General features: G+C 60.2%; 2 protein-coding genes. Both read right to left on the bottom strand.

Translation table 11 applies throughout. From position 1 onward, the window contains the following. Window positions 1-170 precede the first annotated feature (170 nt). A complete protein-coding gene (aguB, locus tag B4F73_RS14100; RefSeq protein WP_206991327.1) occupies window positions 171-1013 on the bottom strand; it encodes an N-carbamoylputrescine amidase in 843 nt (280 codons plus the stop codon). 16 nt (window positions 1014-1029) lie between these two features. Beyond that, entirely contained in the window at window positions 1030-2025 is a 996-nt protein-coding gene (locus B4F73_RS14105) for an agmatine deiminase family protein (protein WP_290483603.1), read from the bottom strand. Window positions 2026-2051: the final 26 nt, after the last annotated feature.

The following is a 2051-nucleotide window of genomic DNA, read 5'->3' on the forward strand; positions in this document are numbered from 1 at the left end:
AATCTGGATCGGCGCGCCAGTTTCGACGAATTCGACACGGTTCTCACCAGCCTCGCCGCAGACTACGCCTCGGATTCCGGCATCATTCACGTGGCCGACCTGAAAGCGCCCAAGCCTGAAAAACGGGAAGAGACCCGCTTTGTCCGCAATGACCCGCCGCTTCGTCGAAATTAGGTGAGAATATTGTAGAGGTCGGTCCGCCGATCCCGGAAAAACCCCCAGGCGGCCCGTTCGCGTTCAATTTCATCCAGATCGAATTCTGCCACCAGCACGCCCTGTTCGGTACGACCGAAATCAATCACGATCTCGCCGGTTGGGTCCGCGATGAAGCTGGTTCCGTAGAAGACCTGCCCTTCCTCGTCGCCCACACGGTTTGCCGCGACGACCGGGATGGTGTTCGAGACAGCATGGCCCTGCATCGCGCGGCGCCAGCGGGCGGCCGTATCAAGGCCCGCATCCTGCGGCTCAGCGCCAATCGCTGTGGGGTACAGCAACGCATCCGCGCCCATTAGCGCCATGGCGCGCGCAGCTTCCGGGAACCATTGGTCCCAGCAGATTCCCACACCAATCCGGCCTTTCATTGTGTCCCATACGCGAAACCCGGTATCGCCTGGGCGGAAATAGTATTTTTCCTGATAGCCCGGCCCGTCCGGAATGTGGCTCTTGCGATATACGCCCAGAGGCGACCCATCCGCGTCGATCATGACCAGAGAATTGTAATAGAGCGGACCGTCCTTCTCATAGATTGAGACGGGGATGACGACGCCAAGTTCCTCGGCCAGCGCCGACAGTTGCTCGACAGCCGGATGCTCGCGCCAGGGATAGGCGCGCGCGAAATGCTCTTCTTCCTGTGTCTTGCAGAAATAGTACCCCGTGAAGAGTTCCGGCGGCAGCACAACGTCGGCCCCCTGCTCTGCGGCCTCGCGCACACGCTCCGCCACGCGGTCGATATTGTCCTGCACATCGTCTGATGGCGTAAACTGGATGCAGGCAAGCGTTAGGGTACGGGGCATGGCTCGCTCCTGGAAATCAAGCTGGAATTTCGCGGGTCATGCAGTGGAAGCTGCCCCCGCCATTGAGAATATTGCGTGCCGGCAGGCCGATCACCTTGCGACCTTCGAACAGAGCGCTCAGTTCGGCCTGCGCCACAAGGCTGTAACGGTCTTCGTAAACGGGCACGAGGACCGCGCCGTTCGTGATTGTGAAATTCATATGGCTTGCCGGAATCGGATTTCCATCCTCGTCCTTCACAAGCCCGGGTGAGGGAATGGTGGTAACCTCGAGCCCAGCCCTGCGGAGCGTTGTTTCAATCTCCTGCAGCGTATCAGCATTCGGGTCGTCTGCGCCCGATGGATGCTGGCAGATCGCATGTCCCGGCGCGATGAAACGGGCGATATTGTCGACATGGCCATCTGTATGGTCATTGAGCAAGCCGTCGCCGAGCCAAATGAATTCCAGTACGCCGAGCGCCTCGGCAATCGCCATCTCGATCTCGGCCTGATCCATACCCGGATTTCGGTTTGGATTGAGCAGGCATTGTCCGGTTGTCAGCAGGCGGCCTGTGCCGTCCGCATCAATGCCCCCGCCTTCCAGAACCATCGCGTGCTGCGAAACCGGAATGCCTTCGTGCTGCGCAATGGCCGTCGCCGTTTCCGTGTCGCCTGGCATCAGGTATTTTCCGCCCCAGCCATTGAAGCGGAAGGCCTGCGCGCGGCGCGCATCGCCCGTTCCTGTAATGATTGGCCCGGTGTCGCGCATCCAGATGTCACCGGTCGGAATTCGGCAGACCTCAGCGCAATCACCTACGGCTGCACCCGCCGTTGCCTCGGCTTCATCTGACCCTACCGCGACCCGGATCGGCACATAGTCCGATGCGGCGCGGATGAATCCGGAGATATCTTTGCGTGGACCTTCAAGGTTGCCGCCCCACTCTTCAAGAAGACGCGGCCAGCCAACCCAGAGAGCAGCATGAGGGGCCCATTCGGGCAGGAGATGAGGTTTCATGTCAGACATTGAGCGCGCCATGCCACACCTTGTTCCAAAGGAAAAGG

This window comes from Hyphomonas sp. UBA3601 (genome assembly GCF_002375605.1).
Taxonomy (GTDB): Bacteria; Pseudomonadota; Alphaproteobacteria; order Caulobacterales; family Hyphomonadaceae; genus Hyphomonas.

Bases quoted from the DNA above. Each gene is read 5' to 3' on its own strand.
- aguB (WP_206991327.1), bottom strand. From the start codon at position 1,013: ATGCCCCGTACCCTAACGCTTGCCTGCATCCAGTTTACGCCATCAGAC.
- B4F73_RS14105 (WP_290483603.1), bottom strand. From the start codon at position 2,025: ATGGCGCGCTCAATGTCTGACATGAAACCTCATCTCCTGCCCGAATGG.